General features: G+C 68.3%; 14 protein-coding genes and 1 tRNA gene. 8 read left to right on the forward strand and 7 right to left on the reverse strand.

The genetic code is table 11. The annotated features are described in order from the left end of the window. Position 1: 1 nt before the first annotated feature. Entirely contained in the window at positions 2-157 is a 156-nt protein-coding gene (locus tag ACFWCH_RS05700) for a hypothetical protein (RefSeq protein WP_168387293.1), read from the forward strand. Further along, positions 154-786, forward strand: coding sequence for an aminodeoxychorismate/anthranilate synthase component II (locus ACFWCH_RS05705; RefSeq protein WP_247638044.1), 633 nt, complete (start codon positions 154-156; stop codon positions 784-786). The genes ACFWCH_RS05700 and ACFWCH_RS05705 overlap by 4 nt, the downstream gene beginning before the upstream one ends. Positions 787-811: 25 nt before the next feature. Here ACFWCH_RS05705 and pknB read toward each other — a convergent pair whose 3' ends face one another. The 7 genes from pknB to ACFWCH_RS05740 are packed head-to-tail and all read right to left on the reverse strand — an operon-like array spanning position 812 to position 9,667. Continuing rightward, entirely contained in the window at positions 812-2,503 is a 1,692-nt protein-coding gene (gene pknB, locus ACFWCH_RS05710) for a Stk1 family PASTA domain-containing Ser/Thr kinase (protein WP_136035627.1), read from the reverse strand. Between the two features lie 40 nt (positions 2,504-2,543). Beyond that, a complete protein-coding gene (locus ACFWCH_RS05715; RefSeq protein ID WP_136033220.1) occupies positions 2,544-4,283 on the reverse strand; it encodes a serine/threonine-protein kinase in 1,740 nt (579 codons plus the stop codon). After that, on the reverse strand, positions 4,280-5,734 hold the full coding sequence (locus tag ACFWCH_RS05720; RefSeq protein ID WP_136045795.1) for a penicillin-binding protein 2: 1,455 nt from the start codon (positions 5,732-5,734) through the stop codon (positions 4,280-4,282). The genes ACFWCH_RS05715 and ACFWCH_RS05720 overlap by 4 nt, the downstream gene beginning before the upstream one ends. A 1-nt stretch (position 5,735) precedes the next feature. After that, positions 5,736-7,121 carry an FtsW/RodA/SpoVE family cell cycle protein gene (locus ACFWCH_RS05725; RefSeq protein ID WP_136033224.1) on the reverse strand — a complete coding sequence of 462 codons (1,386 nt, stop codon included), beginning with the start codon at positions 7,119-7,121 and terminating at the stop codon, positions 5,736-5,738. Further along, the gene (locus ACFWCH_RS05730) at positions 7,118-8,422 is read right to left on the reverse strand and encodes a PP2C family serine/threonine-protein phosphatase (RefSeq protein WP_136033227.1); all 1,305 of its coding nucleotides are present in this window, start codon (positions 8,420-8,422) and stop codon (positions 7,118-7,120) included. The genes ACFWCH_RS05725 and ACFWCH_RS05730 overlap by 4 nt, the downstream gene beginning before the upstream one ends. A gap of 7 nt (positions 8,423-8,429) precedes the next feature. After that, positions 8,430-8,945, reverse strand: a complete 516-nt coding sequence (locus tag ACFWCH_RS05735; protein ID WP_136033230.1) for an FHA domain-containing protein — start codon at positions 8,943-8,945, stop codon at positions 8,430-8,432. Next, complete coding sequence (locus ACFWCH_RS05740) at positions 8,945-9,667, reverse strand: DUF3662 and FHA domain-containing protein (RefSeq protein WP_136035625.1); 723 nt, start codon at positions 9,665-9,667, stop codon at positions 8,945-8,947. Before ACFWCH_RS05740 ends, ACFWCH_RS05735 begins: the two co-directional genes overlap by 1 nt. 144 nt (positions 9,668-9,811) lie before the next feature. Here ACFWCH_RS05740 and ACFWCH_RS05745 point away from each other — a divergent pair. The 6 genes from ACFWCH_RS05745 (at position 9,812) to ACFWCH_RS05770 (ending at position 14,100) form a co-directional block, all read left to right on the forward strand. Continuing rightward, positions 9,812-9,894, forward strand: a tRNA-Leu gene (locus ACFWCH_RS05745). Positions 9,895-10,196: 302 nt separating this feature from the next. Then, positions 10,197-10,550, forward strand: a complete 354-nt coding sequence (locus ACFWCH_RS05750; protein ID WP_136033263.1) for a lactococcin 972 family bacteriocin — start codon at positions 10,197-10,199, stop codon at positions 10,548-10,550. A gap of 214 nt (positions 10,551-10,764) precedes the next feature. Further along, positions 10,765-11,385 (forward strand): hypothetical protein, encoded by a 621-nt coding sequence (locus tag ACFWCH_RS05755; protein ID WP_136033265.1) that lies wholly within the window; start codon positions 10,765-10,767, stop codon positions 11,383-11,385. 20 nt (positions 11,386-11,405) lie between these two features. Beyond that, a complete protein-coding gene (locus tag ACFWCH_RS05760; RefSeq protein WP_136033267.1) occupies positions 11,406-12,422 on the forward strand; it encodes a hypothetical protein in 1,017 nt (338 codons plus the stop codon). Then, a complete protein-coding gene (locus ACFWCH_RS05765; protein WP_136033269.1) occupies positions 12,413-13,033 on the forward strand; it encodes an ATP-binding cassette domain-containing protein in 621 nt (206 codons plus the stop codon). The genes ACFWCH_RS05760 and ACFWCH_RS05765 overlap by 10 nt, the downstream gene beginning before the upstream one ends. Then, positions 13,030-14,100, forward strand: a complete 1,071-nt coding sequence (locus tag ACFWCH_RS05770; protein WP_136035618.1) for a hypothetical protein — start codon at positions 13,030-13,032, stop codon at positions 14,098-14,100. The genes ACFWCH_RS05765 and ACFWCH_RS05770 overlap by 4 nt, the downstream gene beginning before the upstream one ends. Positions 14,101-14,196 lie beyond the last annotated feature (96 nt).

Consider the following 14,196-nt stretch of genomic DNA (forward strand, 5'->3'; position numbering starts at 1 on the left):
CATGTACGCCGCACTCTGGCGCCTGCTGCCCGGTCCCTGGTGGTTGCGTGTGCTCATCCTGCTGGTCGTGGTCGCCGCCGTGCTCTACGCCCTGTTCTGGTACGTGTTCCCCTGGATCAGCCCGTTCATCTCTCCGGGTGAGGTCGACGTCGAATGACCCGCGTGCTCGTCGTGGACAACCACGACAGCTTCGTGCACACCCTGATCGGCTATCTCCACGAGCTCGGTGCCGATACCACGATCGTCGAGGCGGACGAGGTCGATGCGGCGCGGGTCGAGGGACTGCTCACCGCGCACGACGCGCTGCTCCTGTCGCCGGGGCCGGGCTCGCCCGACGACGCCGGCGTCTCGCTCGATGCGGTACGCCTCGCCGCCCGCTCCGCCGTTCCCACGCTCGGCGTGTGCCTGGGTCACCAGGTGATCGGCGCGGCCCTGGGTGCCCCCGTGACCGGCGCACCGGAGCTCATGCACGGCATGGTGTCGGCGGTCGCGCACGACGGCTCGGCGCTGTTCGACGGCATCCCCTCGCCGTTCGCGGCGGGTCGCTACCACTCCCTCGCCCTCGCGGAGCGCGACCTGTCCGCCGAGCTCGCGGTGACCGCACGGACGGCGGACGGCACGGTGATGGCGCTCGAACACCGCACGCTCCCGTTCCACGGGGTGCAGTTCCACCCGGAGAGCGTGCTCACCGAGGGCGGCTACCGTCTGCTGGCGAACTGGCTGCGACTGTGCGGCGACCCGGACGCCGTGTCGCGGGCAGAACGACTGCACCCGCTCACGCGCTGACCCCGGGGTGTCGAACGGCTGCGCGTCAGGAACCGGTGCAGTAGCGCAGCTCGACCGAGGAGTTGATCGGCACGTCGCCCGGAGCGACCGACATCGAGTGCACGGTGGCCGGGTCGGTGGCGGGGCAGTCGCTCTCCTCGATCGGCACCGGGGTGAGCCCGAGATCCGTGAGCGCCTTCGATGCGGAATCGACCGACCAGCCCACGACATCCGACAGGGTGACCTTGCCGCTGGCGACCTCCAGGTTCACGACCGTGTTCGGCGCCACCTCGGTGTCGGCCTTCTCGCTGGCCGTCATCACGGTGTTCGCCGCGAGGCCCTTGTCGTTGCGCTGGGTGACCGTGCCGAGCTGCAGCCCCGCCTTCTCCAGCGCCTCGGTGGCCGCGGCCAGGGACATGCCCTCGAGCTTCGGCACCACCACGGTCTCCTCGCCGGACGACACGTAGAGCGTGACGGTGGACCCCTGCTCGACCGACACCCCGCTCTCCGGATCCGTGCGGATCACGTTGCCCTCGGCGATGTCGGGACTGGACTCGATGACGATCTTCGACGAGAGGTCGAGCTTGGCCAGGTCGTCCTGCGCACGCTCCGACGCCACATTGGTCAGGTCGGGCACGACCCTCGACGTGCTGGGCACCTCGGACGGCCGCATGCTGATCGTGACCACCCAGAACAGGACCGACGCCAGAAGCACCGCCAGCAGCGCGACGCCCGCCCAGATCCACGCGACCGGCGGGCCCGACTGCGTGCGGGTCATGGTGGTGTCGCTGCTGAGCTGCCGCAGCGACCGCGCCGTCTCCTGCGCCTGACGCGGGTTCGGGCCATACAGCTCGCTGGTGAGCGCGCCGATCTGCTTGCGCGTCGGGGCGGCACCGGTCACGGCCGAGTCGAGGGCCGCGCGGAAGTGCGCCGCGTCGGGGAAGCGCTGGTACGGGTCCTTCGCGAGCGCGCGCAGCACGATCGGGTCGAGCGCCGCCGGGGACTCCTCGTTCACCTCGGACGGAGGGATCGGTGTCTCGCTCACGTGCTGGTACGCCACCGCGACCGGAGACTCGCCGCGGAACGGCTGGCGCCCGGTGAGCAGCTCGTACAGCACCACGCCGGTGGAGTACAGGTCGGCGCGGGCGTCGACCGGCTCGCCCTTGGCCTGCTCCGGCGAGAAGTACGCCGCGGTGCCGATGATCTGCGTGGTCTCCGCGACCGTCGAGGAGGAGTCGGACACCGCGCGGGCGATGCCGAAGTCCATGACCTTGACCTGACCCTTGTCGGTCACCATCACGTTGCCGGGCTTGATGTCGCGGTGCACCACACCCGCGCGGTGCGAGTAGTCCAGCGCCTCGAGGATCCCGTCGACGTAGCGGACGGCGTCGGCCACGGGCACCGGGCCCTCGGCGATGATCTTCTTCAGCAGGGTGCCCTTGACGAGCTCCATCACGATGTACGGCGGCTCATCGGACGAGGGATCGCTCGTCGACGGGTCGCCCGCGTCGTACACCCGCACGATCGACGGGTGGGACATGCGCGACGCCGCCTGCGCCTCCAGCCGGAACCGCGTGCGGAAGCTCGTGTCCCTGGCCAGCTCGGGGTCGAGGATCTTGATCGCGATCTCGCGACCGAGGGTCAGGTCGTACCCGCGGTACACCTTCGCCATTCCGCCGTGCCCGATGAGCTCGTCGACGCGGTACCGGCCCGCGATGACTTGTGGCTCTGTCGACACGGATGACCCCCCTGAAACTACAAAACAGCTGGACTACAGGCTACCCTTCGGCGCCGCCACCACCGTCACCCTCGCCATCGTCCGGGGCCGTGATGGTGACCGACAGCGGGGGCGACGCGTTCGACGTGCGCTGGTCGCCGCCCGAGCACATGGCCTGGTAGGTGACGATGAGCTGCTGGCCCACCGCGTCGCCGACCTTCACCTGCGTGTTGCGCTGCGTCGGCTGGAAGTTCGGGCCGCCCGAGACGAACGAGCCGTTCTGCAGCGACACGACGTAGCCCGACAGGGTGGTGCCGCTCGGGCACGTGAAACCGGTGCCCCAGGCCACCGTGACCGTGCTGCCCGCGACCGGGTCGCCCGTGAGCGTCGGGGTGTCGGTCGGCGTGGGCAGCGGGGTGCGTGCGGCGTACACGGTCAACGCGATCGGCGTCGTGGTCTCGACGTTCCCGGTGGGCTGAACCCGGTACACCTGACCGACCTCCGCGTCGCTCGGGGCGGGGTCGCCGTCGGCGCACGTGACGTTGTTCGTGAAGCCCGCGTCGGCCAGCGTCGCGGTCGCCGTGGCGCAGTCCATGCCGTTGAGGTTCAGCGCAGCCACGTCGACGCGCGTCACCTCGGGCGTCGGGCTCGTGGAGGGCGACGGGGGCGGCGTGGTCTGCGCGGTGGTCGGCGAGTCGGACGGCTTCGGATCTTCCCCCCGGTTGCCGAACATCGCCCACAACGTGCCCACGAGCACGATGATCAGCAGGGCGATCAGGGCGATCAGCGGCCAGGTCCAGGCGCTGCGCTTCTTCTTCTTCTTCTCCTCCTCCGCGACGGCCTCCTCGGTGGGCAGCTGCGCGGTGGTGGGGAGGATGCGCGTGGCACCGTCGTTCGATGCCGTCAGCATGCGCGTGGCGTCGTCGTCGCCGGCGATCCCGCCCGTCGCGATCGCCGGAACAGCGATCGCCGCCGAGTTCAGGTCTCCGCGCCGCAGCGCCTGTGCGGCCCGCGCGACGGTCGCCGCCGAGGACGGGCGGTCGGCGGGCTTCTTGGCGATCATCGCCATCACGAGGTTCTGCACCGGGATCGGCACGGTCGGCGGCAGCGGCGGCGGCTGCTCGTTGATCTGCGCCATCGCGATCGCCACCTGCGACTCGCCCGTGAACGGACGCTTGCCGGCCAGGCACTCGTACGCCACGATGCCCAGCGAGTACGTGTCGGTCGCGGGAGATGCGGGGTGGCCGGACGCCTGCTCGGGCGACAGGTACTGCACGGTTCCCATCACCTGACCGGTCGCCGTCAGCGGCACCTGGTCGGCGATGCGAGCGATGCCGAAGTCGGTGATCTTGACGCGGCCGTCTGGCGTGATCAGCAGGTTGCCCGGCTTGATGTCGCGGTGCACCAGGCCGGCGGCGTGCGCGGCCTGCAGGGCGGACGCCGTCTGCGCCACGATGTCGAGCGTCTTGTCGGCGCTCAGCGCGCCGTCGCGCTCGAGGATCGTGGAGAGGGCCTCACCCGGCACGAGCTCCATGACGAGGTAGGCGCTGCCGTTCTCCTCGCCGTAGTCGAAGACGCTGGCGATGCCCTCGTGGTTGACGAGGGCGGCGTGCCGTGCCTCCGCGCGGAACCGCTCGAGGAACCCCGGGTCCCCCATGTACTCGTCCTTGAGGATCTTGATCGCGACGGTACGCCCGATGACGTGATCCGTCGCCTCCCAGACCTCGCCCATGCCGCCGATCGCGATCCGCGACTGCAGCTCGTAACGACCACCGAACGACACACCCTGCGTCGGCCTCATCTGCCCAGCACCGCCTCTATGACCTTCTTCGCGATCGGAGCGGCGATGGTGTCACCGCTCCCTGATTGTCCCTGCCCGCCGCCGTTCTCGACGACGACCGCCACGGCGACCGATGGGTCGTCCGCCGGGGCGAACCCGGTGAACCACAGCGTATGCGGCCTGTTTCCGTTCTCTGCCGTGCCCGTCTTACCGGCCACGTCGACCCCGTCTATTCTTGCACCCTGGGCCGCGCCGTTTGAGACGCTGGCGACCATGGCGGAGGTGATCTCGTTCGCCACATCGGCCTCCATCGCCCGCCCGAACTCGCTGTTCTGGAAGGCCTTGATCACCGACAGGTCGTTGCCGATCACGGCATCCACCATCTGCGGGTTCATGACCACGCCGTCGTTCGCGATGCCGGCCGACACCATCGCCATCTGCAGCGGTGTCGCGGTGACCTGTCCCTGCCCGAAACCGCTGAGCGCGGTCTGCGCGTCGTCGAGCGCCCGCGGGTAGCTGGACGGGGTCGAGGCGAGCGGCGTGTCGAAGCTCCGGTTGAAGCCGAACTTCTCCGCCATCTCCCGGATCGCGTCGTCGCCGAGCTCCACGGCGAGCTCCGCCATCGGGATGTTGCAGCTGAGGCGGATGGCCTCGGCGATCGTCACGGTCGCACCGGGACCGCACGTGCCGCCCCACGCGTTGGACACGCGGTTGGACGAGCCGGGCAGGGTGTACAGCGCGGGGTTGGGCAGCGTGGACTCCGGCGTCCATTCGCCGCTCGCGTACGCCGCGGCCGCCGTGACGAGTTTGAACGTGGACCCCGGGGGGTTCAGGTCGCCGGCGATCGCGCGGTTCGACAGGGGCTTGCCCGGGTCGGCGACCAGCTGGTCGTAGGTGGCGTTCGCGGCGTTCGCGTCGTGCGTCGCCATCAGGTTCGTGTCGAAGCCGGGGGTCGACACCATCGCGAGGATGCGCCCGGTCTTCGGGTCCATCGCCACGACCGCGCCCTGCAGACCGTCGAGCGCCTCGGCGGCAGCCCGCTGCGCGGCCGTGTTCAGCGACAGCTCGACGCTGTACCCGCGCTGCGGCTGACCCGACAGGATGCGCTCGATCTCGGAGAAGAACGCGTTGGAGCCGGTGCCGGAGAGGTCGGCGTTCATCGCCTTCTCGATGCCGGTGGTCGAGCCGAGCGCGGGGTTGAAGTACCCCGTGACCGTCTCCCACAGCGCCGGATCGGTGTACACGCGCTGGAAGCGGTACTGGTCGTCGCTGGGCGTCGAGCTCGCGATCGCCGCGCCGTCGACGATGATCGCGCCACGCTGGATCTCGAAGCTGTCCAGACGGGTGCGCTTGTTGTGGGGGTTCTGCGCGAGGCTGTCGGACTCGACGACCTGGATCCAGCTGGTCGCGGCGAACAGCGCGATGAACATGAACAGCATGATGATGCTGAGGCGGCGGAGTTCCCTGGTCATGTCAGCCGATCACCACCCGGGGCTGACGGCGCACGCCGTCGGAGATGCGCAGCAGCAGCGCCACGATGAGCCAGTTCGCGACGAGCGAGGAGCCGCCGGCCGCGAGGAACGGCGTGGTCAGACCCGTCAGCGGGATCAGCCGGGTGACACCGCCGACCATGATGAACACCTGCAGCGCGATCGTGAACGACAGTCCCGTCGCCAGCAGCTTGCCGAAGTCGTCCTGACCCGCGAGACCGATCCGCACACCGCGGCTCACGAACACCATGTACAGGCACAGGATCGCGAACAGCCCGATCAGCCCGAGCTCCTCCCCGAGGCTCGTGATGATGTAGTCGCTGTGCGCGAGCGGCGTGATCTCGGGGCGTCCCTGGCCCCATCCGGTTCCGATGAGGCCGCCGCGGGCGAGACCGAAGAGGCCCTGCATCGGCTGGTATCCGGCCACGTCGGGGTCGACCTGCGACGAGTCGAACAGGAAGAGCCAGTTGATGAAGCGGCCGCGCACGTAGCTGAGGATCTGCGTGGCGACGGCGACACCGGCGACCACGAGTCCCAGACCGATCAGCACCCAGCTGGTCTTGCCGGTGGCGACGTACAGCATCGCGACGAACATGCCGAAGATCAGCGTTCCCGTGCCGAGGTCGCGCTGGAACACGATGATCCCCAGCGAGATGGCCCACACGACCAGCACCGGGCCCAGCTCCCGCATGCGCGGCCACGTGATGCCGAGCACGCGCTTGCCGACCGACGTGAGGCTCTCGCGCGTGCGCACGAGGTAGCCGGCGAAGAAGATCGCGAGGCAGATCTTCGCGAGCTCGCCCGGCTGGAACGCGAAGATGCCGCCGAGCGACACCCACACCTGCGCGTTCGCGTCGGCGATGCGCAGCCCGGGGACGAACGGCAGCAGCAGGAGCAGGATGCCCGCGAGGCCGAAGATGTACGTGTACCGGAAGAGCACACGATAGTTGCGCAGCAGGATCACGACCGCGATGGCACCGGCGAGGGAGATCGCCGTCCACGCCAGCTGCTTGGTGGAGTAGGCGTCCCACCCGGTGTTCTTGAACGCGATGTCGATCCGGTAGATCATCGCCACGCCCAGCCCGGTCAGCAGGGTCGCGATCGGCAGCACGAAGGGGTCGGCGTCGGACGCCACGAAGCGCAGCACGATGTGCAGGGCGAACGCCAGCACGGCCAGACCGCCGCCGATCGCCAGGATCATCGGGTCGATCACGCCCAGGGCGCCCAGCTGCACGAGGGTCAGCGCGGCGCCGCTGATGGCGCACGCGAACAGGAGCAGCCAGAACTCCCGGTTGCGCTGCGTCTGCGGCATGCGCAGGCGCCGCAGGGCCTTGATGACGGTGGTGTCGGCCTGCACGTCGGTGCTCATCCGTCACCCCCCGCCGGAGTGTCGCTCGGGGTGGGCGCCGGCGTGGGCAGCGGGGTCTGCTCGATCACGTTCGCCTCGGCGCCCGTGCGCAGCCGGTCGACGATAGCCATCGCGTCGGACAGCGAGCGGGCCGAGATCGTGCGCTCGACCGAGGCCCGCTGATACGGCGGCAGGTCGGCGAGGAGGATGTCGGTGTCCTCCACCGGGGTGGACAGCGTGATCGGGCCGATGTTCTGCTGCACGCCCTGGAAGATCACCACGCTGTCGTCGTCGGCGCCGATGAAGTACCGCGTCTGCGTCCAGCTGTAGGCGGCGAAGGCCGCGAAGGCCAGCATCGCGATCACCACGAGCACTCCGGCGATCCAGCCGAGGCGGCGGCGTTTGGCACGGCGCCGGTCCTCCTCGATCAGCTCCTCCAGGTACTCGGGCGCCGGCTCGAAGTGGCTCGGCTCGTTCGCGGCCTGACGCACCGGGTGCAGCCAGTTGCTGCGCGGTGCGCGCACCGGCGGCACGTACACACCGGACGGGTTGGAGGCGGCGCCGACGATCGTCGCGGTGCCCGAGTGGATGGGATGCTGCCCGCCCACGTCGACCAGCACGATCGTGACGTTGTCGGGCGCGCCCCCGTCGAGCGCCTGCTTGAGGAGGTTGTCGGCCGTGCGGCCCGGGGCGAGCCCCAGCTGCATGGCCTTGAGGATCCGCGCCTCGTCGACCACACCGGACAGCCCGTCGGAGCACAGCAGCCACCGGTCGCCGGGCTGCGTGTGCATGACGAACATGTCGAGCTCGGGGTCGGAGTCCATGTCGCTGAGCACCCGCATGAGCACCGAGCGGCGAGGGTGGTAGCGGGCCTCCTCCGGCGTGATGCGACCGGAGTCGACCAGGCGCTGCACGAACGTGTGGTCGGCCGTGATCTGCGTGAGCGCGTCGTCACGATAGAGATAGATGCGGGAGTCGCCGATGTGCCCGATCACCGCGTACTCGTCGACCATGATGATCGCGCTGAGCGTGGTGCCGAGGCCCGCGAGCTCCGGTCGGTCCTTCGCCGCACGGATCAGGTCGCCCGCGGCGGTCGTCGCGGCGGCCTGCAGCGCGGCCTGCGCATCCTCCGTCGAGGAGTAGGGCTGGTCCAGGGGCTCCAGGCGCTGGATCGCGATGCTCGAGGCGACGTCTCCACCGGCGTGACCGCCCATGCCGTCGGCGACGACGAACAGGTTCGCCCCGGAGTACCCGGAGTCCTGGTTGTTGGAGCGGACCTTCCCGGTGTGGGAGATCGCGACGCTCGAGCCCTCGAAGACCATGCCGGCGTCAGGCCCTCAGCTCGAACGTCGTGGCGCCCACCTTGACGGGGGTGCCGAGGCTGAGGGCGACCGGTCCCCCGGTCACGCGCTGCCCGGCGACGAAGGTGCCGTTCGTGGAGTCGAGGTCCTGGATCGCCCACGTGTCCCCGCGCAGGAGGAGGCGGGCGTGGTGGCTGGAGGTGTAGTCGTCGCGGATGACGAGGGCGGATTCGCTGGAGCGGCCGATCGTCATCGAGTCGGCGCCGAGCGGAAGCTCCAGCCCCGCCTTCGGCCCCGACGTGATGACCAGACGCTTCGCGGTCGCCACGGTCGCGGGGCCGGACGACGGGCGCGACGACGAGGAGGGCTTCGCGGGGGCGGCCGGCGCGGCGGCGACCGGAGCGCCGGCGGCGGCCTCGGCGGGCAGCTTGCGCGCCTTGACCCCGAACAGGTCGGCGCGCAGGGAGTACACGACACCGAACACGAAGAACCACAGCAGGACGAGGAAGCCGATGCGGAGCAGGAGCAGGACGAGTTCACTCATCAGAAGGCTCCGAACGCCCTGGTCGCGTCGTCGCCCGGGCGCGGGGGGCGCGAGGGGGCGGCAACGGGGACGATGCGGAACACCAGGTCGGTGCGGCCGATCGTGATCGTGGTGTCGGAGGGCAGCGCGGCCTCGCGCAGCTTCTGGCCGTTCACCTTCGTGCCGTTCGTGGAGCCCATGTCGCGGAGCATGGCGCGCTCGCCGTCCCACAGGATCTCCGCGTGCTTGCGGCTCGAGCCCGCGTCGGCGATCGTGATGTCGGCGTCGGACCCTCGGCCGATCACCGTGCGAGCCCGGGTGAGCGCGTGGCGGCGGCCGTCGACGTCGACCACGGCCTGCCAGTCGACGCGGCCCTCGACCGTGCCGGAGTTGACGCGCACCGTGCCCGTCGCGACCTTCTCGTCGGCTTCGAGCGTGAGCGACAGCGGCCCGGCGAAGCTGTAGCCCTGGGACTTCGCGTGCGTCGTGAGCAGTGCGTGCAGCTCGTCGGTGAGGGCGCCGCCGAGACCACGCATGCGGTCGGCGTCGTCGGGGCTCAACCGCACCACGTAGTTGTTGGGGGTGAGGATGCGGTCGCGGCTGACGACCGCGGCCTTCGTGTCGGCCTCGCGGCGCAGAGCCGAGGCGATCTCCACCGGCTGTATGCCGCTGCGGAAGGTCTTCGCGAACGCGCTGTTCACTGCGCGCTCGAGACCCTTCTCAAAGCTGTCAAGTAGTCCCACTGGGCTCCTCTGGCATGCCGACCGGTAGGGACATCGTAGCCAGGTGACCTGGGGGAACGCCGCCGCGGCCCCCCGGGGCGTGTGCAACGCGACCGAAAACGCGTGATATCCTCGGGAAGTTGAGTTCTTCGGAACGAGACACTCGCGCGAGTGGCGGAATGGTAGACGCGCTGGCTTCAGGTGCCAGTGTCCGTATGGACGTGGGGGTTCAAGTCCCCCCTCGCGCACAGCGAGTGAAAGAGCCGGTCAGGCATTGTTCTTGACCGGCTCTTTCGACGTTTATGCGAGCTCACCGTGCCTTGTCGGGCGCCACCGACATGGATCCGGTGTGCAACAAGGTTCGTAAGGAACTCGTCGCAGCACCCAAAAAGGGGCCAGCGGTGCCGACCGCGGAAGACACCAATCCTGGGAGAGTCGTCACACGAGGCGAGAAGCTGAGCTACGCGAGACTTCGGCGTGGCCATGCGGGACCGTTCTCTGACCGGGGGGTAAATCGCCATCCGTGTGTGATGACAGATTGGTTATTTCGATGAAGAAGCGCACTGCATCCTTGCTGGCGGGTCTGCTGGCAGTCGGCATCGTGGCCGGAGGAACCGTGTCCGCGAGCGCCCACGACCTGGGCTACGGCTGGGCCGCAAGCTCCAAGGTGGAAGGAGCGGCTGCTGGCGGAGGCAAGCACTGGTACGGCGTGCACGAGAACCTGAACGGGTCGAACCGTGGCAACGACAGCAGCTACTACCACGCCTCCAAGAAGCATCGGTCGAGCGTGAAGAACAGCACGGGTTCCATCGTTCGGTCTTCAGACCAGAACGGCGGAATCTGGGCCCGCGCATGGCAGCCCGGAACCGCGTTCGGCAACGAGGCCTACTGGTTCACGTACTGAGCTGACGCAGCCCGCCACGGTCTCTCAGCCCACCGCCACGACCGTGTCGTGTTCGCTGAACTCACAAGGATCGGACCGACGACATCCACGTCGGTCCGATCCGAACAGTCAGGTAGTCGTGTGAGACTCCTCGCGACTGCGATGTATTGCGGGGGCCGTTCGGCGGCCACCGCATAGCCGAAACCACGACCGGCGCCCAGTAAAGAGGTATGTGATGAGAATGAAGTCCCGCTCGCTTCGGCTCGTGATGACGGCGAGCGTGCTGATGGCGCTCATGACAGGGTGCAGTGCGGGAGAGGCACCCGACTCATCGAGTTCAACCGAGGCGGAAAGCACCGCAGGGGTGCCGGCTTTTCAAGGAAACTTCGCCGCCGAGTACCAAGAGGCGTGGAAGAAGAGCAAGACAGACGACGTAAAGGCGATCCTCGAGGATGAGCAGATCACGGACCAGGAATGGTCGCAGGTACTGAAAACGCTTGAGACGTGCCTCGACGACAACGGCATCTCCCTGACGGAGTACAAGGCCAACGGGAGCTACGAGGTGAACGCTGGTGGGATGGATGGCGAGATCGCCAATCAGAGAATGGGCGGGTGTGAAGAGGAAAGCGGCGAGGCCTGGGTCGGGTACCTCTATCGTTCCCAGACGTCCAACCCGGAGAACGTTCCCGCGACCCAGCTGCTCACCGAGTGCCTGATCCGCAACAAGGCTGTTCCCGCGTCCTACACGGAGGAGCAGTACCTCGAGGACGCCCCGAACCTGGCGTTCCCCTTCACCGATGAACACGGCTTCGCGATCTTCGAAGCGTGCAACGCGGACTTCTCCTTCAACAAATGAGAGGTTCCGTCTCCTCGAGCTTGACGATCGTCGGGTGCACGCTCGTCGTGGGCGCGGCGCTCGGCATCGGCCTGGCCTATTCGCTTCTGACCGCGAACACCCCGGGCACATTGAAGGGTGAGGACGAACTCTCCACCATCGCCGTGACGATGCAGGAGTTCGATGATCCGCGAAGCGTCGAACTCACGGCGGAGATCTTGCCGCCGATGAGTATCGCGGTGAACCGCCCCGGAACCGTGACGTCGTGGGCGTGTACCCGGGGGACGACCTTGAGCTCGGCAACGTCGTCTGTGGCGGTCGATGGCGTCAACCTGCTCAGCCTCTCGACCTCTGTACCCCTGTGGCGGGATCTCGTTCCCGGAGACAAAGGACAGGACGTGCGGGCGCTCGAAGAGGAACTCGTTCGTCTGGGGCAACCTGCCAACGTCGACTCCGCACTCTCGCGCGACGAGATGAGAACGCTGACCACGCTCGCGAAGACCGTCGGCGTCGAGCTCGACGGGGCTCTGACACGAGACCTCGTCGTCTGGCTCCCCTCTCCCGCCGTGACGGTGGAGAAATGCGACGCGCAGTTGAGTGGCTCCGTGGCGCCGGGCGGCTCACTCGCCACGGTCGACTCCGGGGTCGTCATCTCTGCGGTGTCGCTCCCCGAAGGCCGGCTTCCCGGCGCACGGTATCTGGATCTCCTCCCGGAGCCGGTAGCGCTGGGCGATGCGGGCGAACTGCCGCCCGAGGTGACCAGCGACGCCGTCCGCAACACCGATGCTTTCCGGGAAGCGGCAAGCGCATCCCCGGAGGCAACGTCGCTGACCCTCAAAGGCACGGTGGTTCTGCAGACACCTGTTCAGGTCGCGGCCATCCCCGCAACTGCTGTCATGACGGATTCCACGGGCTCCTCCTGCGTGTTCGTCGACAACGATCCGTTGGTCGTCACGGTGGTCGGGTCGGAATTCGGCAACTCCTTCGTCGTCTTCTCGGCAGACGAATCGCCCGCCTCGGTCGATGCGCAACCCGGCAAACGGCCGACATGCGGGTAGAGGTGTCGGACCTGGGACACGCGTACTCGCGTGATGCGTGGCTGTTCCGGGGGCTGTCGTACACGTTCACGCCGGGGCACATCTACGCGCTGACCGGTGCATCCGGGTCGGGGAAGAGCACGCTGATGGCGATCCTCGCGGGGTGGACCGCGCCAGCGGCCGGCCACGTGAGCATGGACGGCGTGGACTCGACCAGTTGGGTCTTCCAGAACCCCTACGGCGTGGCGAAACGAACCGCGATCGACCACGTCGCGTTCCCGTTCATCGCTTCCGGCATGCGCGCCGATGAGGCGGATGAGAGCGCCCTCGAGCTCCTCGGGCGATTCAACTTGCACGATGTCCGCGACAGACAGTTTCGCCACCTCTCGGGTGGCGAGGCGCAACGACTGATGCTGGCGCGGGCGGCCGCCTCATCACCGGACCTTCTCCTCGTCGATGAACCGACCGCGCAGCTGGATCGCGCAACCGCCCATGTCGTAAACGCTGTCCTCTCGAACGTCGCGTCCTCCCGCACCATCGTCATCGTCGCAACACACGATGAGGAGACGCGGGATGCCTGCGACATCAACCTTGACCTCGCCCAGTACTCGCCGAGGGCCTTCGCCGAATGAGAGCACACGCGCTGCTTCGGGAGATCATCCGCAACCTCACCTCAGGCACGTCCCGCCTCGGGGCGCTGTTCTTTATCTCAACTCTGGCCCTGACCGTCGCCGTTCTCTCCGACGTCCTCACCATCTCGCGGACGGTGGACGACGCGATCGAGTATCGCGGCTCCGGCGCGGCCGTGATGACTCTGGCGCTCCCCGGACGTATCAACGGAGCATCCTGCGATGCGCTCGCCGACACCCCGAACGTTCTCGCCGCCGGCGCGATGCGCCCGGAAGGCAAGGTGACAGCCGGAACCCTACCTGGCGAGCCGCTCGACCTGTATACGACGACCCCTGCGTTCGCACGGGTACTTGGAGCGGAGGACGGCGGCTCTGGAGTCTATGTCAGCACGGATGTCGCCTCGAATCTCGGGTCGACTGCTCTGCCTCTGACGGCGGGCGCTCCCACGCCTGTCCGCGGCACCTACCCGTACCCGCCGGACGGTCGCCGCGCGGGCTTCGGCTGGGCGGTGCTGTCGCCGACCAGCGCAAGCGATGGGGCATTCGACGAGTGCTGGGTGCTGTCCTGGCCGCAACGGTCTGACCTCCGACAGCTGCTTCTCACCTCCGTCACGCCTGCGGCAGCTGGCGCCGCGGCCAGCGAGCAACCCATCGTCTCTCAGCTGAACACGAAGTACGGTCTCACGTTCGCTGGGTCCACCGAGTACGAGTCTCGGATCACCCGGTACGCGCCTTACCTTGCAGCGCTGGTCGGCTTCGTCTTGTCGGCCATGGCCGTCTGGTTCCGTCGCGTAGAGATCGCATCCAATCTGCACGCTGGCGCGAGCCGTGGAACTCTCTACCTTCAGCACCTCATCGAGAGCGTGGCCTGGTCGCTGCCCGCTGTCGCGGCGGCATGGATGGCGGGATTCCTTACGGCGACGATCACAGCGCCCACTGAGCTGCCCAGCCTGGCGCTCCGATCCGCGGAGATCGCGCTTTCCTTCTCCGTGGGCACGCTGACGGGAACGGCGTTCGGCTTCTTCCTGGTTCGTGAAGGGCGGCTCGGCCACTATGTGAAGGGCCGTTAGCCGGCGCGAACTCTTCATGCGGAACGCAACGAATGGTCCACTGCGCCGACCGGCTGACCTGAGAGGAGGCGGGGATGGACACACGCACAGTGGGCT

It is taken from the genome of Microbacterium sp. NPDC060132, assembly GCF_042729675.1.
Lineage (GTDB): Bacteria > Actinomycetota > Actinomycetes > Actinomycetales > Microbacteriaceae > Microbacterium > Microbacterium sufflavum.

What these genes read in the sequence shown, in the direction of transcription:
- ACFWCH_RS05700 (WP_168387293.1), top strand. Translation starts at nt 2, where the DNA reads ATGTACGCCGCACTCTGGCGCCTGCTGCCCGGTCCCTGGTGGTTGCGT.
- ACFWCH_RS05705 (WP_247638044.1), top strand. Translation starts at nt 154, where the DNA reads ATGACCCGCGTGCTCGTCGTGGACAACCACGACAGCTTCGTGCACACC.
- ACFWCH_RS05715 (WP_136033220.1), bottom strand. Translation starts at nt 4,283, where the DNA reads ATGAGGCCGACGCAGGGTGTGTCGTTCGGTGGTCGTTACGAGCTGCAG.
- ACFWCH_RS05720 (WP_136045795.1), bottom strand. Translation starts at nt 5,734, where the DNA reads ATGACCAGGGAACTCCGCCGCCTCAGCATCATCATGCTGTTCATGTTC.
- ACFWCH_RS05725 (WP_136033224.1), bottom strand. Translation starts at nt 7,121, where the DNA reads ATGAGCACCGACGTGCAGGCCGACACCACCGTCATCAAGGCCCTGCGG.
- ACFWCH_RS05730 (WP_136033227.1), bottom strand. Translation starts at nt 8,422, where the DNA reads ATGGTCTTCGAGGGCTCGAGCGTCGCGATCTCCCACACCGGGAAGGTC.
- ACFWCH_RS05735 (WP_136033230.1), bottom strand. Translation starts at nt 8,945, where the DNA reads ATGAGTGAACTCGTCCTGCTCCTGCTCCGCATCGGCTTCCTCGTCCTG.
- ACFWCH_RS05750 (WP_136033263.1), top strand. Translation starts at nt 10,197, where the DNA reads ATGAAGAAGCGCACTGCATCCTTGCTGGCGGGTCTGCTGGCAGTCGGC.
- ACFWCH_RS05755 (WP_136033265.1), top strand. Translation starts at nt 10,765, where the DNA reads ATGAGAATGAAGTCCCGCTCGCTTCGGCTCGTGATGACGGCGAGCGTG.
- ACFWCH_RS05765 (WP_136033269.1), top strand. Translation starts at nt 12,413, where the DNA reads ATGCGGGTAGAGGTGTCGGACCTGGGACACGCGTACTCGCGTGATGCG.
- ACFWCH_RS05770 (WP_136035618.1), top strand. Translation starts at nt 13,030, where the DNA reads ATGAGAGCACACGCGCTGCTTCGGGAGATCATCCGCAACCTCACCTCA.